Origin of the sequence: Coriobacterium glomerans PW2, from assembly GCF_000195315.1 — a bacterium.
Lineage (GTDB): Bacteria > Actinomycetota > Coriobacteriia > Coriobacteriales > Coriobacteriaceae > Coriobacterium > Coriobacterium glomerans.
Map to the genome: position 1 here is coordinate 1,414,813 of NC_015389.1, position 19,489 is coordinate 1,434,301.

At 63.5% G+C, this 19,489-nt stretch carries 11 protein-coding genes and 1 pseudogene; 2 read left to right on the forward strand and 10 right to left on the reverse strand.

Annotated elements, in window-relative coordinates; genetic code table 11:
* Positions 1–16: 16 nt before the first annotated feature.
* Both CORGL_RS06185 and polA read right to left on the reverse strand, forming a co-directional pair.
* A complete protein-coding gene (locus CORGL_RS06185) occupies positions 17–1,042 on the reverse strand; it encodes an argininosuccinate synthase (RefSeq protein WP_083810004.1) in 1,026 nt (341 codons plus the stop codon).
* Between the two features lie 432 nt (positions 1,043–1,474).
* Positions 1,475–4,303: a DNA polymerase I gene (polA, locus tag CORGL_RS06190; RefSeq protein WP_013709055.1), complete on the reverse strand. Its 2,829-nt coding sequence runs from the start codon at positions 4,301–4,303 to the stop codon at positions 1,475–1,477.
* A gap of 252 nt (positions 4,304–4,555) precedes the next feature.
* Between polA and CORGL_RS06195 the strand changes: the two genes are divergently transcribed.
* The gene (locus CORGL_RS06195; RefSeq protein ID WP_013709056.1) at positions 4,556–5,980 is read left to right on the forward strand and encodes an aminopeptidase; all 1,425 of its coding nucleotides are present in this window, start codon (positions 4,556–4,558) and stop codon (positions 5,978–5,980) included.
* Here CORGL_RS06195 and CORGL_RS06200 read toward each other — a convergent pair.
* The 8 genes and pseudogenes from CORGL_RS06200 to CORGL_RS06235 all read right to left on the reverse strand — a co-directional run.
* Entirely contained in the window at positions 5,956–7,179 is a 1,224-nt protein-coding gene (locus tag CORGL_RS06200) for an ABC transporter ATP-binding protein (protein ID WP_013709057.1), read from the reverse strand. The two genes, CORGL_RS06195 and CORGL_RS06200, sit on opposite strands and share 25 nt — an antisense overlap.
* Positions 7,151–8,803, reverse strand: coding sequence for a 4-alpha-glucanotransferase (gene malQ, locus CORGL_RS06205; protein WP_013709058.1), 1,653 nt, complete (start codon positions 8,801–8,803; stop codon positions 7,151–7,153). The genes CORGL_RS06200 and malQ overlap by 29 nt, the downstream gene beginning before the upstream one ends.
* A 73-nt stretch (positions 8,804–8,876) precedes the next feature.
* A complete protein-coding gene (locus tag CORGL_RS06210) occupies positions 8,877–9,884 on the reverse strand; it encodes a LacI family DNA-binding transcriptional regulator (RefSeq protein ID WP_013709059.1) in 1,008 nt (335 codons plus the stop codon).
* A gap of 3 nt (positions 9,885–9,887) precedes the next feature.
* Positions 9,888–10,724 carry a carbohydrate ABC transporter permease gene (locus CORGL_RS06215; protein WP_013709060.1) on the reverse strand — a complete coding sequence of 279 codons (837 nt, stop codon included), beginning with the start codon at positions 10,722–10,724 and terminating at the stop codon, positions 9,888–9,890.
* The gene (locus CORGL_RS06220) at positions 10,725–11,567 is read right to left on the reverse strand and encodes a carbohydrate ABC transporter permease (protein WP_013709061.1); all 843 of its coding nucleotides are present in this window, start codon (positions 11,565–11,567) and stop codon (positions 10,725–10,727) included.
* A 111-nt stretch (positions 11,568–11,678) separates the two neighbouring features.
* Entirely contained in the window at positions 11,679–13,040 is a 1,362-nt protein-coding gene (locus tag CORGL_RS06225) for an ABC transporter substrate-binding protein (protein ID WP_013709062.1), read from the reverse strand.
* 176 nt (positions 13,041–13,216) lie between these two features.
* Positions 13,217–15,925, reverse strand: a complete 2,709-nt coding sequence (locus tag CORGL_RS06230) for a transglutaminase domain-containing protein (RefSeq protein WP_013709063.1) — start codon at positions 15,923–15,925, stop codon at positions 13,217–13,219.
* Between the two features lie 141 nt (positions 15,926–16,066).
* Positions 16,067–17,401, reverse strand: a pseudogene (locus CORGL_RS06235) (alpha-L-fucosidase); the annotation flags it as partial.
* A 268-nt stretch (positions 17,402–17,669) separates the two neighbouring features.
* Here CORGL_RS06235 and CORGL_RS06240 point away from each other — a divergent pair.
* Complete coding sequence (locus tag CORGL_RS06240) at positions 17,670–19,388, forward strand: ABC transporter substrate-binding protein (protein WP_013709065.1); 1,719 nt, start codon at positions 17,670–17,672, stop codon at positions 19,386–19,388.
* Positions 19,389–19,489 lie beyond the last annotated feature (101 nt).

The window sequence follows — 19,489 nt, forward strand, 5'->3', positions numbered from 1 at the left end:
CTCCCCCGGGCTTCATTCAGCGCAGCGCCGGATTCGCGACGAGATCGCAGGCGAGCGGCTCGCAGGCCAAAACGTCTGGTCCTTGCACCTTCGCCCATGTTTTGAGCGACAGCGTCTGGAGCTCGAGAAAACCGCTCGCGGCGCGTTCGTCGAACGTGGAGTCGCGATCGTAGGTGGCAAGACCCAGATCATACAGAGAGCGTGCGCTCTTCCGGCCGATGACGGTGCAGCGCCCTTTGAGGAACCGCAGCCGGACAACTCCGGTGACCCCTTTTTGGGTCTCGGCCATGAAGGCGTCGAGCGCCCGCTTGAGCGGCGAGAACCATTGCCCGTTGTAGACGCATGTCGCCCAGGTGCGCTCCAGATCGAGCTTCTCGTGGGCGACATCGCGCTCGAGGGTCAGATCCTCGAGCGCTCGGCGGGCGATGATGATGCTCAGCGCCCCGGGAACCTCGTAGCACTCGCGCGACTTCAGACCGACCAGGCGATTCTCCATGAGATCGAGCCGTCCGAAGCCGTATTGGCCGGCCAGCGCGTTGAGGGCCACGACGAGCTCGGACAGGGGCATCCGCACGTCGTCGAGCGAGACGGGCACGCCTCGCTCGAAGCCGGTCTCGCATACCGCGGGATCGTCGGGCGTCTCCTGCGGATCGGCCGTCATGGTCCACACGTCGTGCGGCGGCTCGCTCCAAGGATCCTCGAGGGCCCCGCATTCGATGGCGCGGCCCCACAGGTTGTCATCGATCGAATAAGGGTTGTCCCCTGTGCCCTCGGGCACATCCACGCCGTGCTCGCACGCGTAGGCGACCTCCTCGGGGCGGGAGTGCAGGCCCCATTCCCGCAGCGGCGCGATGATGTCCAGCGTCGGATCGAGCATGAGCACCGAGGTCTCGAAGCGGATCTGATCGTTGCCCTTCCCGGTGCATCCATGCGCGATGGCGCTCGCGCCGAACCGGTGCGCCACCTCGACCAGATGCGCCGAAATGAGCCGGATCCCGGGAGGCGGAGCATGGGGACATGCACCATCGATGGAGCTGTGCAGCTGATCGCCTCAGTTGATCGCCTCCGGTTGACGGAGGACGCGTTCATGAGGCCATGAATCGATGATCCCGAGCGACGCACACGGGAGGGCAAGCGTGCGAAAACGATCTGGTTATCGTCGTCGCAACATCGCGTGAACTGCTTGAGGCGCGGTTTCGAATCGAGGCGAGACGGCGGGCATCGCGCTCGCGATCGCGCTCCCGTATGTCATCGTCTGATCCGGCAACTCCGCTCCCTCATCGCTCACGTGACGTTCTCGCGAGCCGGACGCCGCTGATCTGTGATCCTTCGGCGCGAATCTCGCATTCGTGCATTATCAAGCGACTGCGGCATTTGGGCAAGTGCTGCCGCGACGGCGAGCGTTCCATTCTTCAAACGGAAACAATGCGTCGCCGTCGATGAGCGCCGCAGCGAAGCCCGAGAACATGAAGGGCTACTTCGCATCGGCCCACGTGACACCGGTGGACACGTCGGCGATGAGCGGGACCTTCAGCTTGACGACGCCCTCCATCTCCTCGCGTACCATGGCTGACACGTCGGCGACCTCCGCGATCGGGCACTCGAAATCGAGTTCGTCGTGGACTTGAAGGATCATCTTGGCATGCAGGTCGCCGCCGTGCAGTCGCTCGGCGACGCGGCGCATCGCGATCTTGATGATGTCCGCGGCGCTGCCCTGCATCGGATGGTTCATAGCCGTGCGCTCACCGAAGCTGCGCTGCGTGGCGTTTTTCATCCTGAGCTCGGGAATGGGTCGCCTGCGACCGAACATCGTCTCGGCGTAGCCGCGCTCGGCGGCCTCGGCGACCGTCCGATCGAGAAACGCCCGCACCCCCGGATACGCCTCGAAATAGCGATCGATCATCTCCTGGGCCTCGGATACCGGGATGTCCAGCGTCTGGGACAGTCCGAAGGCCTGCTGGCCGTAGACGATCCCGAAGTTCACGGCCTTGGCCCGGCTGCGCAGCCGCGGCGTGACCTCATCGACCGGGACGCCGAACACGCGCGCGGCCGTCTCCGCGTGGAAGTCCTCGCCCTCGCGAAACGCCCGGATCAGATGCTCGTCGCCGGAAAGATGCGCGAGCAGGCGCAGCTCGATCTGAGAGTAGTCGACCGCGAGGAACAGCGCACCCTCCCCAGCCGAGAACGCGGTCTTGACGGTGTGGCCGAGCTCTGAGCGCGTCGGGATGTTCTGCAGGTTGGGATTGGACGAGGACAGCCTGCCGGTCGCCGTGATGGTCTGGTTGTAGGTCGTGTGAACCCGACCGTCCTGACGGCGCAGCGGTCCCAGCGTATCCAGATAGGTCGACTTGATCTTCGTCTTCTCCCGGTACTCCAAGATGAGACGGACCAGTTCGTTGTCCTGCGCCAGCTCATCGAGAACTCGCGCGTTGGTCGAGTAGTAGCCGCGATGCGTCTTCTTGAGACCCTTGGTGGGCAGACCCATGACATCGAACAGGATGTGAGACAGCTGCATGGGGCTCGAGATGTTGAAGTCGGAGTCGCCGGCGAGCGCACGAATGCGCACGGCGAGCTCGTCGATCTGAGACTCCAGGCCCTCGGAGAGATCTTTCAGACAGCCGGGATCGACGAGCATGCCCGTGCGCTCCATCGCCACGAGCACCGGGACGAGCGGGGTCTCGATGTCCCAGAAGACGTTCTTCGCGCCCCGCAGCTCGAGTGCGCGCGCGAGCGGCTCGCGCGCGGCTCGCGCGACGGCGGCGGCGCGCGCCGAGGCGACCGGCGCGTCGGTGGGCGCTCCCGCCTCCCCGCGCGCCGGCGGCAGCGAGACGCTCAGATACGTGTCGGCGATATAGCCGTCATCGAAGTGCGAGCGGGCCGAGTCGAGCAGATAGGCGGCCAGTGTCGTGTCGAACGTGCGCGACACATCGATCTCGAGCGCATCGGTGAGCGCGGGCTCGCTGGAGTCGGCGGGGACCAGCTCGCGGATGAGCGACTTCATGTCCGGCGCGCACAGACGCGCGTCGGCGAGAAGACGCGAGATCACCCCGCGCACGAGCCCGGCCGTAAGATCGATCCCTCCGGCGTGCTCTGTTGAGACCGCTTCGGTGCCCTCGGGCTCCTCGAAGGCGATGAGCCGCTCCGAGGTCGCCACCCACAGCGTGTGCGTGAGGCCGAACAGGGCACCGTCCTTCTTGTCGTCATCGATGACGGCTGCGATCCACTCGCCCGCATCGATGGCGCGGACGAGCTCTGCGACAGCCTCATCGATGCCCTCTGCTGTCTCGGCGCGCGCGATGAGCGCGTCCGCGACCGCGAGCGTCTCGCCATCCGGCGAGGAGGGGCCCTCATCGTCGCCGATCAGCATCAGAAAGCGGTTCTGCATCGCCATGATGCCCAGCTCGCCCAGTGCGTCATGGACCGCATGGGCGTCGAAGGCGGGAAAGCTCAGCTCTCTCATGTCGAGTTCCACCGGAGCGTCCGTCTGTATCGTCGCGACGCGCCTTGAGAGCAGCGCGTCGTCGATGTGGGCGCGCAGGTTCTCGCCCATCTTGCCGGGCACCTCCTCGGCATGGGCGATGACCTCATCCAAGCTGCCGTAGCGCATGATGAGCGCGCTGGCCTTCTTGGGACCGATGCCGGGCACGCCGGGGATGTTGTCGGAGGAATCCCCTTTGAGCCCGTAGAAATCCGGCACGAGCGCCGGCGTGATGCCGTGATAGAGATCCTCGACGACCTGCGGGGTCATGAGCTGCACATCGGACAGACCGCGCTTGGTGCCGACGATTTTCACGTGCTCGGTCGTGAGCTGGTACATGTCGCGATCCCCGGTGATCAGCAGCATGTCCAAGCCCTCCTGCTCACCCAGGCGCGCCAAGGTGCCCAGGATGTCATCGCCCTCCCAGCCGGCCGCCTCGAGAATCGGAATCGACAGATGCTCCAGCAACTGCTTGATCATGGGAAACTGGACGTGGAGATCCTCGTCCATCGGCGGGCGCTGGGCCTTGTAGCTCGGCAGCATCTCCATGCGCACGAGCGGCTTGCCCTTGTCGAATGCCACGGCGATGCCATCGGGATGAAACGCGTCGACCATCTTGAGAAACATGTTGAGAAAGCCGAACACGGCGTTTGTGGGTCTGCCGTCCGGCGCGTTCATGGACGGCGGGATCGCATGGAACGCCCGATGCATGAGCGAGTTGCCGTCCACGACGGCGATGGTGCGCCGCACGGGCTCATCGCAGGTATCGGCGGCGGGAGCGACCGACGCCTGCTGAAGCGTGTATCCGCTTGCAGAATCTGTCATGAGAACCTCGTATCTCTCTTGAGCCGCGCCGCCCGCAGGCGCGCGCGACGCTGATGCCCTGCTCGACCATCCAGTGTAGGACATGGGAGCCCGCACCCGGATGCGGGAGGCGATTTCATCGGAACAGCGGCGCGCGACCGCAGCACGCGCGCCGCTCCGGCGCGTGCTACCATGCCTTGTGGGTATCATGCCCGAAATGGGGCCGCGCGCGCCGAGACGCGCGCTCGGCGCGAAGACGCAGAGAGGACCGATATGGAACGGACATGCGCGTGGCTCGGATACGACAGGGACGACTTGGATGAGATCGACAGGTTGAGCGAAGCATATCGCTCGTTTCTCTCAGAGTGCAAGACCGAGCGGCTGTGCGTCCGGCGCGGCGTCGAGCTCGCCCGCTCGGCCGGCTATATCGCTCTCGACGAGGCTCTCGCCTCAGGCGGAATCAAGCCGGGTGATCGGGTCTATGCCGTGAACCATGGCAAGGCGCTCATGCTCGCCAACATCGGATCCGCTCCGCTCGAGCGAGGCTTCTCGATCCTGGGTGCGCACATCGACAGCCCCCGTCTCGACCTCAAGCAGAACCCCTTGTTCCAGGCAGGAGATCTGGCCTATCTCGATACGCACTACTACGGGGGCGTGAAACCCTACCATTGGGTCGCCACACCGCTCGCGCTCGTGGGTGTGGTCGCGAAGCGCGACGGGACACTCGTCGACATCAATGTGGGCGATCGCGCGGGTGATCCGGTGTTCACGATCTCCGATCTTTTGATCCACCTCGCGAGCGAGCAGATGTCCAAGCCCGCCAAGGAAGCCGTCGAAGCGGAGAACCTCGATGTCATCGTCGGTGGCCGACCCGCCGATGACACAGCCGGCGAGACGGACGGATCGAGTGGGTCCGATGCGGCTGCGGCGACCGGCGAAGAGGCGGTGTCGCGCCGTCTGCTCGATATCCTGCGTGAGACCTACGATATCGAGGAAGAGGACCTGCTGTCCGCGGAGATCGAGGTCGTCCCGGCCGGTCCGGCCCGCGAGATGGGACTCGACCGCTCGATGATCCTGGGATACGGCCAGGACGACCGGGTATGCGCCTACACCTCGCTTGCCGCGCAGCTCGCGGTCGAATCAGTCGAACGCACGAGCATCTGCCTGCTCACAGACAAGGAGGAGATCGGGTCGGTGGGAGCCTCTGGCATGACGAGTCGCTTCTTCGAGAACACCGTCGCCGAAATCATGACCGCAGCCGGCGAGACCGGTCCTCTGGCGGTGCGGCGCGCGCTCGAGCGCTCCAGAATGCTCTCATCGGATGTCTCGGCCGGTTTCGACGCCGCCTACGCCAGTCGCTTCGAGAAGAGAAACGCCGCCTTCCTCGGTCGGGGTCTGTGCTTCAACAAGTACACGGGCGCGCGCGGAAAATTCGGCTGCAACGACGCGGACGCCGAGTACATGGCGCTGCTGCGCGACATCATGGACGAGGCGGGCGTGCGATTCCAGACCTGCGAGCTCGGCCGGGTCGACGCGGGCGGCGGCGGGACCATCGCCTACATCCTCGCCGAGTACGGCATGGACGTCATCGACGCCGGTGTCCCGGTGCTGTCGATGCACGCACTGTGGGAGGTCGCCAGCAAGGCGGATATCTATGAGGCCTACAAGGGCTATCAAGCTTTCTTGCGTCGCGGCTGATCGCGCTCCAGGTTCTCTTTGGTCTCGCGGCTGAACAGATGGATCATGTTTCCGCCGAACGTGAAGGAGATCGGCGAGCCGACCTCGATGCGCGGCGGCGTCGCTCCCTCCATGCTCGTGGTCTGCACGATGATGATGCTTTCGCGATCGCATGCTCTCACGTGCAGGTGGACGGCTCCCCCCATCATCTCGGTGACCTCGACCACGCCGGGTATCGCTCCTTGAACGTCGCCGAGCAGGGCGATGTGCTCGGGTCGGACGCCCAGGCTGATGGCCTGCGGGCGCACGCCGAGCTCGCGCAGGCGCCGCTGCTTGTCCTCTGAGGGCACGATGGTCGCATCGGCGAGGCGCACCGTATAGGAGCCGGCGTCATCGAGCAGAAGCTCGGCGTCGTAGAGATTCATCTGGGGCACCCCGATGAAGCACGCGACGAACAGATTCGACGGGTGCTCATAGACCTCCTGCGGCGTGCCGATCTGCTGGATCTGACCGTCCTTGATGACGACGATGCGATCGCCCAGGGTCATGGCCTCGGTCTGGTCGTGCGTCACATAGATGAACGTCGTGTCGATGCGCTGCCTGAGCTTGATGATCTCGGTGCGCATCTGGTTGCGCAGCTTCGCATCGAGATTGGACAGCGGCTCGTCCATGAGCAGCACCTTGGGCTCGCGCACGATCGCGCGTCCGATGGCGACGCGCTGCCGCTGACCACCGGAGAGCGCCTTGGGCCGGCGGTCGAGGTACTCGGTGATGCCCAGGATCTCTGCGGCGCGCTCCACCTTTTCGGCGATCTCGGCCTTGTCCATGTGCCGAAGCTTCAGCGGAAACTCCATGTTGCCGCGCACCGTCATGTGCGGGTACAGCGCGTAGTTCTGGAAGACCATCGCGATGTCGCGGTTCTTGGGCTCCACGTCGTTCATGAGCTTGCCGTCGATGTAGATCTCGCCTCGCGTGATGTCCTCGAGTCCGGCCACCATGCGCAGCGTCGTGGACTTGCCGCAGCCAGATGGACCGACGAGCACGATGAACTCGCGGTCGCGGATATCGAGACTGAAGTCCTCGACGGCGACCACGCCTTCCTCGGTCACCTTGAGGTTCGCACCCCGTTTGACCTGCGCGTGCCCGCGCTGCGCGCGTCTCATGCCCCTTTCGGTGCTCGGATAGATTTTCTCAACATGTCTCAGACTGACCTCTGCCATGATCGCAACCCCTCTCATGTTGTTGCTCGCCGTTTGCATCATCCGCTCTGGCGAGGCGATTTCCCATACTTGATCTCGTCTCATCATGCAGCTGCCCGCAGCCGGCCATCGGCTCCGCGACGCGATGCCGATCCGATGGATCCGGGAGGCGGCCGCAGCGCTCCATCTCGCAGTGGAGCCGCTCGGCGAGATCATCGGAGGCGAATCCGGGCAGAGCGCGCCATGTCCAGTTGCCGCCGAGGGTGGAAGGCGTGTTCATCCGTGCGCTCCCGTCCAGACCGAGCACGTCTTGCATCTGGACGATCGCGGTGTCAGCGGGACTGTTCCAGATGGCGCGCATCATCGCCCAGTTCGCGTCGACGTCTGCATCGAGAAAAAGAGATGCGCGGGCCCGAACCACGTCCTCGGCCGGGGCGCTCTCGAGCCAGCCGAGCACCGTGTCGTTGTCGTGGGTGCCCACATACGCCACGCAGTTGCGCGGGTAATCGCCCGGCATGGATCGCCCGCCGTCGCCGTCGCGACTGTCGAATGCGAACTGGAGCACCTTCATTCCCGGGTAGCCCGTCTGTGCGAGCAGATGACGCACGGAGGCCGTGGTGAACCCCAGATCCTCTGCGATGATCCTGCCCTCTCCGATCGAGCGCTTCAAGGCTCGAAAGAACTCGATGCCAGGACCCTTGCGCCAGCGCCCGCCGCGCGCGGTCGTCGATGCGCGGGGGATGGCGTAATAGGAATCGAAACCCCGATAGTGGTCTATTCTCAAAACATCGAACAGACGGAGCTGATAGGCGATCCTGTCGATCCACCAGCGATAGCCCCCCGCTCGCATGCGGTCCCAGTCGAATAAGGGGTTGCCCCAGCGCTGGCCCTCCGCTGAGAACCCGTCGGGAGGACAGCCCGCCACCTCGATCGGCGTCTCCTCGGCATCGAGCTGGAACTGCTCGGGATGGGCCCAGACATCGGCGCTGTCCCAGGCGACGTAGATGGGAAGATCCCCGATGATCGCGACGTCGGCGGTCGCGGCGCGCGCGGCGAGGCGCGCCCACTGCCGAAAGAACAGGAATTGGACACCCTTCCAGAAGGCGATCCCGTCCGCGAGCTCAGAGCGGACCCGGTGAATCGCCGCGGGCTGCCTGAAGCGCAGCGGTGGCTCCCATGAGCTCCATGCGGCACCGCCGTGCGCGTCCTTGATCGCCATGAACAGCGCATAGTCATCGAGCCAGCTCGCCTGCGCTCTCGTGAAGGCCGAAAGGGCCGCCGGACTCGCCGCGCCGAGCCGCTCGACCGCGGCGCGCAGAGGCGCGAAGCGCTCCCGGTACAGCGCCTCGTAATCCACGCGCGCGACGTCTGCTCCCCAATCGATGCGGTCGAGCTCCGCGCGACAGATAAGGCCCTCGTCTGCGAGGTCATCCAGATCGATCAGATAAGGGTTGCCGGCGAAGCTGGAGAACGACTGGTAGGGGGAATCCCCGTACCCGGTGGGAACGATCGGCAGGATCTGCCAGGCGGACTGCCCCGAGCGAACCAGAAAGTCGATGAACCGTCGCGCCTGATCGCCCAAGGTTCCGATGCCCCGCTTGGAGGGCAGCGAGCTGACCGGCATCAGGATGCCCGCGCATCTCATTCGCTCCCCTCCTTTGGATCGGTGAGCGGGTTTCCGGTCCTGGCACCGGCGTTCCCGCTGGGATGAGCGCACCTCATGAGAGGGGGCGCACGCTCTCGCGCTTGTAGAGCTTGAACGGGACGACCTCATGGACCGGCTCCACCTCAGCGGCCATGGCGCGCAGCAGCGCGACGACACCGCGCGATGCGAGCTGAGCGCTGTCCTGGCAGATCGTCGTGAGGCGCGGCACCGAGAACTGAGATGACGCTATGCCATCGAAGCCCGCCAGCGACAGATCCTCGGGGATGCGCCTGCCCATGTCGAAGACCGCGCGCGCCGCGCCGAGCGCGATGACGTCTCCGAGCGCGAAGACGGCTGTGATGTCGGGCGAGCGAGCAAGGAGGCGCACGATCGCCTCGTAGCCCGCCTCCATCGAGTAGCGGCACGGCTCGTAGTCGCGCTCGAAGTCCAAGTCGATACCTGCGCAATCCAGCGCGTTTTGAGCACCCATCAGACGCCGATAGCTGATCTGGCCGGGCGTCAGGGATCCACCGATGATGCCGATGCGCTCGTGACCGCATGCGCCGAGCCACCCCACGATCTCCCTTGCAGCGGCCGTGTCGTCCGTCGAGAAGCTCGAGAGATTGCGAAACCCGAGATCAGATACCGTATTCGTGATGAGAACGCAGGGCACCTCGATACGCGCGAAGCTCCTCTCGAAGAAGGCGGGATCGCCACCCAGAAAGATCATGCCCTTGGGATGGCGTATCTGCTGAAAGCGTAGAGCGGAGCGCACCTCGTCAGCGTCCTCATCGAGATAGCTGACGCAGGCCTGCTCCCCGGTTTCAGCGAGCTGCGACATGATGCGCTCCAATATGTCGGCAAACAGCATGTTGCGCGTGCCCTTCACGAATACGACCACCGAGGTGGCCTCCTGCATCTTCAGGAACCTGGCGTTCTCGTTGGGCTCGTACCCATGGGCCTCCACGACCTCGAGCACACGCGCGCGCGCCCGCTCGCTCACGTTCTCGCGCCCGTTGAGCACACGTGATACCGTGCCCAGGCTGTACCCTGACAGACGGGCGATGTCTCGAATGTCCATGGCCTATCCCTTGACCGCTCCGGCGGCGACGCCTTTGATGATGTGCTTCTGACATGCCAGGTAGAAGATGACCACGGGAATGACCGCCATGACCAGAGCCGCCATGATCGATCCCATGTCGACCCGACCGTAGGAGCCCTTCATGAACTGGATGACGATCGAGATCGTCTTGTACTTGTTGGTGTCGAGCACCAGGTAGGGCAACAGGAAGTCGTTCCAGATCCACATCGTCTCGAGGATGCCAACAGAGATGTAGGTCGGCTTCATGATGGGCAGCACCACCGAGAAGAACGTGCGCAGAGGCGAGCACCCGTCGATCAGGGCGGCCTCCTCGATCTCGATGGGGATGGACTTCACGAATCCGCAGAACATGAAGACGGCGAGACCCGCCCCGAAGCCCAGATAGACGATGATGATTCCCCAAGGTGTGTCGAGGCCCAGGTGGTTGCACAGGTAGGAGAGGGTGAACATAACCATCTGGAACGGCACGACCATGGAGAACACGCACAGCACGTAGACGGTTTTGGTGAAGCGATTTCTCACCCGGGTGATGAACCAGGCGCACATCGAGGTGCACAGCAGGATGACCGCAACCGATCCCACGGTGATGAACACCGTCCACCAGACCGAATCCAGAAAACCGTACTCGTCGATCGCGTTGCGAAAGTTCAGAAACTCGGCGAACGTCTTCGCGTCGGGCAGCTTGAACGGCTCGAGGCTGATGAAGGTGCCCTTTTTGAACGAGTTGGCGACAACGATCAGGATCGGCGCGACCCAGGCGATGCTCAGAGCTGTGAGAGCCACCGTGCCCAGCCAGCTCAGGCGATTTCTGCTCTTCATCTACTGCTGCACCTCCTTGGAGCGCGTGGCCCGAAGCTGGATGAGCCCGATGGCGACAACGAGTATGAAGAAGATGACCGCCTTCGCCTGACCAACCCCCTCCCAGCCCGTTCGCCCGTAGAACGTGTTGTAGATGTTGAGCGCGAGCATCTCGGAGAGCTTTGCGGGCGCGCCGGCCGTGAGCGACAGGTTCTGATCGAACAGCTTGAAGCCGTTGGTGACCGACAGAAACGTGCAGATCGTGATCGCGGGCATCATCATGGGGATGATCACGCCGCGCAGTCGTCGCCAGCTGCTCGCCCCGTCGACCTGGGCGGCCTCCATGACATCGGTCGGAATCGCCTGCAGACCGGCGATGTAGATGATCATCATGTAGCCGATCTGCTGCCAGGAGACCAGTATCACGAGGCCGACGAAACCGTACCACTGGTTGAGCGCGAGCGCCTGGCTGTAGCCGGCCAGGATGCCGTTGAAGATGAGCTGCCAGATGTAGCCGAGCACGATGCCGCCGATCAGATTGGGCATGAAGAAGATCGTACGGAACACGTTCGTGCCCCGCAGCCGTTTGGTGAGTCCGAGCGCCAGGGCGAAGGCGATGAGATTGATGACCACGAGCGAGACGACGGTGAACAGCGCAGTGAACCAGAACGCGTGCTGAAAGATCGTATCCTGAAGCGCGAGAGCGTAGTTCTCCAACCCGGTGAACGTCGCGTCGGTCACCGTGGTGAAGTTGCACAGCGATAGCCAGATGCCCATGGCAAACGGAACGATGAATCCGATGACGAACGCCGCGAACGTGGGCACGACGAAGATCGGCAGATAGCGCCGAATCGCCTTCTCCATGATGTCAACCTCCTTTGCGCGCAAAAAAGCAGCGGGCAGGCGCGCGAGTTGCCCGCTGCATATGAGACCGTTCTCGACCGAGTCCTGACCCCGCAGGGATCAGAGCTGATATCAGGCGTTCTTCTTCGACGCCTTGGCCTCGGTGGCCCACCCGTCGACGAACGCCTTCTTGACCCCGTCCCAAGTCGAGTCGGACTGATCGGCCGCGTAGCTCGTGAGTGCCGACTGCAGAGCCGTCTTCCAGTTCTCGCTCGGGATCGTGCTGAACAGCCAGTCCACGGGTGTCTTGCCATCTGCCAGATACTTGTCGGACAGCAGCGTCAGCGGGTTCGTCGATTTCTTGTTCTTCTTGAACGGGATCACGAAGCCCATGCCATCGAGATCCCCGATGGCCTTGTCGGTGCCGCACATCGCTTCCACACCGGCCTTGGAGGTGACGCACCAGTTCATGAATTTGAGCGTCGCGGCGATATCATCTTCGGAGACGTTCTTGTTCACGCACCAGTAGTTCTCCGACCCGGTGCACAGACCCTGGTTCTGCTCACCGGCGACGCCGATGTAGATCGGCAGGATCCCCAGATTGTCATCGCCGACATCCTTGATGTTGGCGTACTCCCAGGTGCCGTTCTGATAGAACACGCACTTGCCGGTCACGAACTCGGCGGTCGCGTCATCTGCGGTCTTGGTCGACAGCTGTGAGGGGTCTGCGGTCTCGTTGTTGATGTAGAGATCAAAGATATCGCGATAGTTCGGCAGATAGGTCCCCTTGATCGCATCGGTGGTCTTGATGTTGTCCGCCTTGTACTCATAGTAGATGGGCAGGTTCGCCAGGTGAGTGGTGTAGCGCCAGTAGGAGCTGTTGTCCAGGCCCGCCGAACCGAACGCGGAGAAACCGAGCTCGTCTTTGCGTTTCGTGATATCTTGGGCGATCTTCTTGAGGGAGGCGAAGTCGGTGATGTCCTCGATCTTGTGGCCGGCCTTCTTCAACAGGCTCGTGTTGCAGATGATGCCGTAGGTCTCGATGACGTAGGCGACGCCCTTGACCTTGCCGTCGTCGCCGACGAGTTTGAAGTTGTCGTACGCCAGCTCGTTCATGATGTCGGCGCCATCGAGATCGTAGCAGTAGTCCTTCCAGGAGGCCAGACCCACCGGTCCGTTGACCTGGAACAGCGTCGGCGGCTCCTTCTTGGCCATGTTCGACTTGAGCTCGGTCTCATACTGGCCCTGAGCCGCCGTCTTGACGGTCATGGGGATGCCGGTCTCCTTCGTGAAGATCTTCGCGAGCGCGTTCCACTGCTTGTCCTGCTCGGGCTTGAAGCTCTGGAAGTAGACCTTGCCCTTCGCGTCCTCGGAGGCACCCGACGTCGATCCGGATCCGCCTGCGGAAGCGCCCTTGCACCCCGTTGCGGCCAGCATCGTCACGCCCGCCACCGACCCTAGCCCGACTTTGATGAACTGCCTTCTCTCCATCATAGCGAATTCCTCCTTAGGAATGGACGCCTGTTTGGAAACGTTTCCAAACTGATTTCCATCGTTATATGCCCATGCAGGAGGGCACGCAAGGCATCATTGAGATATTGACCGTTCACGGTTGACCAGATACCGTCTGCCGTTAAAGTTTCGGCAAGCGGTTGACGCAACGCTTCGCGTCAGGCTCCGCTCTCCCCCTGAGAGGACACCGTGAGATTCGCGAGCGCCGCAAGCCGGAGCACGAGATTCACCGTCCCGACGTTGTAGCCCGCCTGCGCGTAGCGTCCGATCAGGCCTCCCCGCTCGGTCTGAACGAGCAGCGCCAGGGGAAGCTTGCCGGGCTCGGCGAACATGCGACGCGCGAGTCGCTCGGGAAGCTCGGAGAAGTCCTGCCGGCACAGATGCGCCTCGGGCAGCGCCGAGCGAGTTCGCGACAAGGTGGGATCGGAAAGCTGCGCCGCCGCAGGTACAACCAGCAGGATCGACAGCTCTGACGACTCGAGCTGCTCAGCTTGCTCGCGAAGCTCGTTGAGCAGGTGCTCGGTGGGCTCCTCGCGCAGCCTTAGAAAGCAGACGAGCGCGCAGTGTCCCTGCGCTTGGACCGCGACGCTCAGGTCGCCTCCATCCTCGGATTCGAGTGTGAAGTCTTCGAGAGGGATCCGCGTGAGCATGTCGCGCGCCTCGGGCTCGCGCACCCTGAGGCGCACCGCTACGCTCGCCGGATCACCCAGCTCGAAGTCGAGCTCTGAGACCTGCTGGTCGCCTGCCGGCACCCGAACCGTGGAGGTGAGCCGATAGCAACCGCGCGGAAGGCGCATCTCGCGCAGAGCGGCCGGAAGCTGCTCGGCTCGCAGATCGAGCATATCGAACTTCAGGCGCATCCGCGCATCACCCGTGCCGGCCGACTGGATGAGCCGAGCCAGGCTCCAATCCCTGCCGTAGACGATCCCCTCTTGCGGAAAAGCGAGCTCGAGACAGCTTCCATCCGGCTCCTCCACTGCGCTCGCCTCCTTGAACGACCCGTGATCCCAGTACTGCGCCGTGAGGTCGAGCGGGTTCAATCTGGCGGGGATCCCGAGAGCCCGAGCGATGCATACGAACAGGGTGCGTCTGGTCTGCGGTGCAGCCTGACCGGAGCGAAGCGCGGCGGCAGGCGAGGCGACCAGCTCGAAGCGATGCTCATCGCGCGCGAATCCGATCTCGCGCTCGATGCGCTCCCAGATGCTCGCGGGGCGCTCGATCATCATCTCGCGCTCCTTGTCGCCAAAAGCTGCGACGATGGCTTCTGAGGCCGAGCTGAGCTGCTCGGTGTGCACGCGGGGACACAAAACGAAGGAGCGGAAGAGGCTGCGGGCGAGCTCTGGATCAGCTCCCTGGCGCTCGATGCGCTCCAAGCTCGCCTGCCTGAGCGACCGCGCATGGCGCAGATGGGCCTCCAGAATCGCTGCGGTCGCGTCGCAGCAGTCCTTCTTCGACAGCGTCGAGAGCAGCTCAAGTCGGTCCCGCTCGATATCGCGCAGCAGAAAGCGCTCGATCTCCGAGGCGTTGCCGAACGCGTCGCCGAACCACTCCCCTATCCGCGCCTCCCACGTATCGTCGCCGGCCAGCGCGCCCGCGGACCGATAGCGCTCGATCACGCGAGCCGCCGAGCGCGCCGAGCGCGCGCCGAGCGCATCCAGGCGCTCGCGTCGATGCTCGTCGGCGCGAGCTCTGCGCGCCCTTCCGATGCCGAGCAGCTCGGGAGCGGGCTGGCTTGAGGGCGCCGGATGGTCGAGGGGTGCGCGGACGTCCAGGTCGCACCAGGCGCGCTGGACCGGCTCGGATGCCGCGCAGGGAGCGGCAGCGAGCACGAGTTCGACCCGGTCGGTCTCAGATGTGCTCACAAGGGTCTCTGCCATGCTCGTCTCATCGCTGGCCAGCAGGCGCAGCGTTCCCATGCCGATCTCGATCGAGGCCGAGCCCTTCGCGTCGGTGATCACGTGGCCGATCTCGCGCCAGGCGGCTGCGTTCAGATAGCTCAGATCGATCTGGACGTGCCGGGCCGGGCTGCCGTCAGCGCGACGCACCTGCACGTTCAGCACCGTCGTCGGCGCGTAGAACGATGTGATGTTCTCGATGACCGTGCTGCCGTCGCGCGCGAGCCTGGCGCGATCGCAGGTGAGATCGCACATGAAATCGGAGTACAGCACCGTCCGCACCATCATGGCGCGCCCGGAGGCCGCCGTGAACCAGCCGCGGTCGAGCACCTCCTCGGGCTCGCAAGCGCCCAGATAGCGCCAGCGGCCGTCCACGTGTACCTCGACCCATGCGTGGTTGTCATCGCAGTGCGCCCAGCAGGGCGTATAGATCTGACGCGCGGGGATCCCGACGCTGCGCAGCGCGCTCACGAGAAACGTCGATTCCTCCCCGCAGCGGCCCCTTCCGCATCCCAGCAAGGCCAGCGGATCGAGCGTGCGACCGTCGGACTGCTGGTAGGTGACGCGTTCTGCGCACCAGTAATTCACCTCGATCACGGCTTCGACGTCCGTCTTTCCCGCGACGCGATCTCTGAGCGCGCGCCAGAAGACGTCTCGGCAATCGGTCAGGGGCTCGTTGTTGATGCGAGGGCAGGCGATATCATGCACGAAGATCCGCTCCGAGGCCTCGGCCGCCCAAGGCATCTCACGCCGAAGCATGACGGCGTGGGAGGCGAAGGACGCGAGCAATCCTGGGGCTGCATCGAACACATCGCTTATCGGCAGCGTCGCATACAGGTAGCGAAGAAGCTCCGCGACGTCTTGCTGCTGGCTGGCAAGTTCGTGCTCGATCTGCTCGCTGAGCGGCTCGAGAAGATCGGCTCGCCTCGCAAGCCGCGCTCGCGTGTAATCGGTCAATGCCTGAGAGAACATGGCTGCCGCGCTCCTATCGTCTGTGTTCCATCTGTCGCCTCTATGGGCTCGAGCAGATCGGATGGCTTGTGCACCGGCTGAAAGACACAGGAAAGGCAGTGCAGAGATCGGGGACCTGCACCTGCCTTTCCTTGAGTGATGTTATACCACATTGACACCGATCACCGTATCGATCGAGTCGGGCAGCTCGGCGAGAGGTCCGAGATCGGCAAAAGCGATATCGGGGTAATCGCTGTGAGTCCAGCTCTCAGACTGTCTCACCTCCGAGCCGTCTGCGACACGGCGCATCGCGGCGATGCGGTCCGGCGGGAAGCCGAGCAGCGGTACCGGCCCGAGCGCGCTTTCGTACAGATGCGCGAAATACGTGTCGCCGTCGCGCGTGATCCGCCCCCATTCGGGCCGCTCCGGTTCGATCGGCCCCCCCTGAGACGGGCCGCATCCGTAGACGCTTTCCCCGTTGCGCGCCAACCAGGAGCCCACGGTCTCCAGAATGCGCATCGAGGGCTCCGGAAAGCGTCCGGTGGCATCCGGGCCGACATTCACGATCATGTTGCCACCCTTCGATACGCATTCGACGAGCTTGTGTATGATGAGGGAGGCGGATTTGTAGTTCAAATCGGTCGCGCAGTATCCCCAGTTGTCGTTCAGGGTGAGACAGGCCTCCCAGACGAGCGGATCACCGTGGGCGTCAACCAGACCCCGGGGCGGAATGATCTGCTCGGGTGTCACAAAGTCTCCATGGTAGGCGGTCGGCGCGCAGGCGGCAAGCGATCCCAACCCCTCACCGCTGACCTCCAGACGGTTGTTCACGATCACTCCGGGCTGCAATGAGCGCACCATGTTCATGAGATCGGTGGCGCGCCACGCCTCCCCTCGCAGCTCATCATAGGAGAAATCGAACCACAGAAGATCGAGCGCACCGTAGTTCTCGCACAGCTCGCGCACCTGCTCGTGCATGAAATCGAGATAGCGGCTGAAGACGCGGTGCGTGTTCGCGCCCCGCAGGGAATCGCGGCGGAGCGGAGCCTGCCTGTCGCCGAATTGCGGAAAATCCGGATGATGCCAGTCGATGAGCGAGTAGTAGAGCCCGACGCGGATGCCCTCCGCGCGAAACGCCTCGAGGAACTCGGCCACGATATCGCGGCCGAGATGCGTGCACGTCGATTTGAAATCGGTCGTCGCCGTGTCATAGAGGCAGAAGCCGTCATGATGCTTCGCCGTCAGCACAGCGTAGCGCACGCCGGCGGAGCGCGCCGAGCGAGCCCAGGCGCGCGCGTCGAAAGCGGTCGGATCGAACTGGTCGAAGTAGCGAGCGTAGGCAGTCTCATCCATCTCCTCGATGCTCATGACCCACTCGCCGCGGGCGGGAATCGCATAGAGCCCGAAATGGATGAACATGCCGAAGCGATCATTCACGAACCACTTCATCCGCTCATCGTAGCGTTCGCGATCGAAGCGGTACATGGCGGTCCTTTCTCTCTGGCTGGAGCGCGCCGATACGTCGGAGGGCCCATCGCGACTGTTCGCCTATTTGCTAACGAGGGTAGCATAGAGTGTGCTACGCTCGTTAGCAAATGGGTACACGCGTGAATGATTGACAGTCTTCTCGCAGCCATCGGATGCTCGATCGGGCGCGGATGCGCCATCTGCTGAAGCATCGGTGTCAATGCGAGTCTGTCTGACGTGCCCCAGTTGATCGCACGGCAGTGATCAGAGCACTGAACCACGAGGAAAGGAACGATCGATGAGCACAGGAAAGACAACCCCATCGGAACAGCGGGCCGCGAATCTGAATATCACACGCAGAGGCTTTCTCGCCGCCGGCATCGCGACGACGGCTGTCGCAGCCGGGCTGGGTCTCGCGGGCTGCAAGGGCGCATCGAAAGATGCGAAGGGCAGCGGATCTGCGGGTGGCTCCTCATCGAGCGATCTTCTCAAGGCCGACAAGGACGGCTTCGTCGTGCGCGCGACCAAGACGGATAGCAAGGCGAAGTCCAACGACGCGACCATCGCGGTGGAGACTCCGGTCAAGGAGCTGCATCCGATGAACTGGTCGGACGGCACCTCGGGCAACGTCGTGCTCTACATCTACGATTCGCTTCTCGCCTACGACAAGGACATGAAGTTCGTTCCCCGCCTCGCCAAGAGCTGGGAGATTTCCGACGATGCTCTCACATATACGTTCCATCTGCGTGACGACGTCACATTCACCGATGGATCCGCGTTCGACTCCTCCGTCGTGCTCACGAACTACCAGCAGGCCATCGATAAGAAGAACAACTGGCGGCGCCGCCGCACCTTTATCGAGACCATCGATGAGAACACCGAGGTCACCCGCGTCAACAGCGCCGAGGCACCCGATGAGAGCACCGTCGTGTTCCATCTCGCCAAGCCCTTCGCGCCATTTTTGAACTCGATGGCCCAGTTCTTCATCATCAGCGGCAAGGTGGTCACCGATTCCTCCCATGACTACATGAAGGAGTCCGCCGGCTCCGGACCGTTCAAACTCAAGGAGTACTCGCAGGGCGACCACACCACCCTGGTGCGCAACGATGACTACTGGGGCAAGGCGCCCAAGATCGACTCGGTCACCTTCCGCGAGGTCCCCGAAGCCGGCTCGCGCATCGCGATGCTGCAGACCGGCGAGGTCCAGGTCGCCTATCCCGTACCAGCCGATCAGGTGGCGACGATCCGCAGCGCCGGCAACATCAACCTGCTTTCCATCCCCTCCACGACCATGCGCTACGTGACACTCAACAACGACGTCAAACCGCTTGATGACGTCCGTGTCCGCCAAGCGCTCAACTACGCCCTCAATCAGCAGGATTACGTCGACGTCATGTACGCTGGCGCCGCGACGCCGGCGACCTCGGTCCTGCCCGCCACCGTTCCGGGATACAAGGAGCAAAAGCCCTTCGACTACGACATCGAAAAAGCGAAGAGCCTGCTCAAAGAAGCGGGCCTGGAAGATGGTTTCAGCATAGAGATGATCGGTGACAACTCCTCGCAGGAGACGAAGGGCATGACGTTCGTCATGCAGCAGCTTGCCAAGATCAATGTCAAAGTCGATGTGAAACCCGGAGACGCGGCGACAAACGGCGTGCTCGCAGAGGCGTCCGAGAGCGAGACGAAGCTCCAGACCTGGTATGTCAACTGGTCGCAGACCGATGCCGACGGCTTCATGCGCTCCCTGCTCTCCGAGGCCATGGTACCGCCGACCGGGTACAACACGGCGTTTTGGAAGAACGACAAATTCAACGCCGAGCTCGAGGCCGGCAACGCCGCGCCGACTCTCGAAGAGCAGAACAAGCACTACGGCGCGTGCCAGGACATCGCCTGGGATGAGTGCCCCTGGATCTACCTCGCCAGCGATAACTCGCTGATCGCGTACAACTCCTGCCTCTCCAATGTGACCAACCCGCCTCAGGGTCTTGATATCATCAACGAGAAGCTATCGGTGTAGCGAGGCGCGCAGCGACCCGCATTCGCGCAATTGAGCCTAATCGCATGCCAGCCGATTATCTGACGGCTGGCATGCGCGTTGCATCGCACGGAAAGGCAGCA